Raw genomic sequence first — 3,033 nt, forward strand, 5'->3', positions numbered from 1 at the left:
CGCCGTAGGGGCTTAAAGATTTTGTATAATAAGACATCTTAATACAAGGATTTATGATGTTACCACAGAACAACCCACAAACGGACAGCGAAACACAAGCCACTAGCACACAATCTTTAGTGCCCGCTAAAGTTTCTACAGGCAAGAAAGACAAGAAGCCTAAGAAGCCTTTAACTGAATTGACAGAGCGGGAGCTACAGCGAAAACTAAACATTGTGTGGGAATAAAAAGCGAAAGTAGAAGCCGAGAAAATAAATTTAGAAAAACAAGCAACTTGAGTTGTTAAAGGTGCAGGAGGATGAGTTAGACAACGCGCGTCATAAGGTAGCACAAAAGAAAGCACCAAAGAAGTAAAACTTTAAAAGGAGAGCGGGGTAATGGGTAACACATCTTCAATCCACTTCATTAAAACTGAAAACGAAATCCAAACATATCATAATGACCGCTCACAAAAGTCTAGTAACTTACTACCGCAAGAAGATGTTGAAAAAGTGGGCGGTGGTGTAGAAGTTAATAGGAGCGCAGATCAAGCAGAGGCTTTAAAGAATGCTATTGTCAAAAAAGCCATACTAGATTACAAAGAGCATGTAGGGCAGAAGTTTAGAGCTACAAGCTATCTTTGGAGTGCCGTTGTCAATATTAAGCCCGACACCACTATGCAGGACTTAGAAAGGCTAGCCGACCACTTTAAAACCAAATACGGGTTTCAATGCTACCAAATCGCTATCCACAGAGATGAGGGACATAAAGATGAGGAGGGCAACATCCGCCTTAACCAACACGCACACTTAGAGTTTGTTACGCTAGATGAGAATACGGGCAAGAGTTTGTTTAGAGGCAACTTGCAAAAACCTAAAGCTTTAAGTCAAATCCAAACCGAGACCGCCGACATCTTAGGCATGCAAAGGGGTGAGGCTGTGAAAAAGAGTGGCAGAAAACGCATTGAGCCTAGAGCTTACGCCCAGTTGATGAATGAGACAAGGCAGAAACACAATGCAGTTGTTGAGAAGTTAAACCGAGACCACTCTAAAGAACTTGGGGATTATAACGCGCAGAAGAAAGAGGAATTAGGCAGACTTATTGAAACGCTTGACATCTTTTATGATCTGTCCGGCTTAATCACAGAACAAGACCGCGCTGGCATTCACATAACTTGGGATAACATAGTAAGCGAGACAGAGGTGCTGGCTAAGAGGGCTATAAAGCGTTATGCAGATCGAGAGGCTACCCTAACCCAAGAGAAGCAAGAGCTTGAAACTTCTAATGCCGAGCTCAACAAGGAAAACAACAAGCTGGCACGCATTAACACAATTATAAGCAGACAACGCGATAACTTCGAGCAACAGAAACAAGAGCTAGAAGCCAACAACGAGGAGCTATTAGCCACACTCACAACCACGCTCACAGACCTAACGGGTTTTGTAGCACCACATGACAAGAAGCTCACCATTAAAGAGATTAAACCCTTACTTGAGAATGTAAGACTGCAATGGAAAGACATTAATCAACGCTTAGGTGAATACAAAATCTTTACACAAGGAGATTATAAGGCGTTGCGGGCGTTAAAAGATGAGGGCTTAAACATTGATGATCTAAAGAAGCGCATTGTCGCCCTAGAGCAAGAGGCTAAAGAGCACAAGGAAGCTTATAAAGCCCTGCAAGAGCAATACAAAGACTATCTAAGCCCTAAAGCCGCCCAAGAGCTCACAGACGCTAAGACAAAAGCAGAGACCGCCCTAGCAGACTTACAAACAACACACAAGGCGTTAGAGACCAAATACAGCGCGCTAGAGACCAGCCAAACAAGCAACACCCCAGAGCTTGAGGACTTGAGGCAGAAACACACCAAAGAGCTTGAGAAATTAAACACCGCCCACACCAAAGCAGTTGAGGATTTGAATGCCGCTAGCGCGCTGAAAGATAAGCAGATCGTAGAGCTTACAGCCCAAAAGCAAAAGGCAGAGCAAAAGGCTAGCAGTTTAGAGAAAGAGGTTGAAGCCCTTAGAGGAAGCCAGTATGTGGTGAATGTCTATGCAAACAGCCGTCTTAAAAACAGCCTTAACCATGAGCGATTCTTTGCAGTGGCTAGAGATCAGGGACACCCCATTGTGGGCTTTTTAGTGGGGAAACACATTTGCTATTTTGCTTTGAAAGAGCCCAAATGGGAAAATTTGAAAGGGGATGGGCTATTTTTCGGTAGAGCTGAAAAACCCGATTATGAAGCTTTGCTACTAGAAACCATCAAACGCTACTACGCCAAATTGCTGGACTGGGTAGGGGGAAACAATGTGTTAGAGGGAGTGGGCTGGAAAAACGGGCTAGAGATTGTAGAAAGGGACGATGACAAGGGGATAGTGGGCTTGAATGTTGGGGGCGATGTGGATTTGGCGACCGCGATAGAGAAGTGCTATGACTACGACAGACTCGCCCATTGGCAAGAGAAAGATGAGGGGGGAGGTATCTTAGAAAGTGTGAGAATCCCACCGCACGCTTCTAAAGCTTTTGAGACAAGGATAGCCCCCGTATGGTTTAAGCCACGCCTTGAGGGACTGAATATCCGCCTTTATGACTTCTTAGGCAAAGATTTACCGCAGATTGATGTTGTGGCTTTTAAAGACGACTGGGGGCTTATGCGTGAGACCATGGATTACATCGCTAGCCTAAACAGACAAAAGCTTAGAGACACGCATAAAGAGAAAAGGCAACAACACGCAAAAGGCTGGTATGCACGGAGCAAGGCAGAAAAACGGGCGAAACAAAGAGCACAAGAGCAAGCCAAACAGACCAAAACCAACACCCCAACCCCTACCAAAAGCAAGCCCACGCCTAAGCCTACAGAGCCACTCAAAAGCCCACAGCCTACACAGGACACCACGCCTAAGAAGCCTTTGGGGATGTAACCTTTAACACCCATTTTGCATAGTATTAACATGGACTTGTTATAATGCCCAGATGGTAAAAAGAGGGATGCACGCTAATATGGTGGTCGCATGTGGGGGGCTTGCTGTTAAAGTTTGGGGGGGGGGGGGGGGG

The 3,033-nt window shown here is 45.2% G+C and carries 2 protein-coding genes; both read left to right on the forward strand.

Annotated elements, in window-relative coordinates; genetic code table 11:
• The first annotated feature begins 56 nt into the window (after positions 1-56).
• Positions 57-227 (forward strand): hypothetical protein, encoded by a 171-nt coding sequence (locus HAL07_RS07905; protein WP_156295926.1) that lies wholly within the window; start codon positions 57-59, stop codon positions 225-227.
• A gap of 150 nt (positions 228-377) precedes the next feature.
• On the forward strand, positions 378-2,900 hold the full coding sequence (locus tag HAL07_RS08060; protein ID WP_202903471.1) for a coiled-coil domain-containing protein: 2,523 nt from the start codon (positions 378-380) through the stop codon (positions 2,898-2,900).
• Positions 2,901-3,033 lie beyond the last annotated feature (133 nt).

The organism is Helicobacter ailurogastricus, assembly GCF_001282945.1.
GTDB lineage: Bacteria > Campylobacterota > Campylobacteria > Campylobacterales > Helicobacteraceae > Helicobacter > Helicobacter ailurogastricus.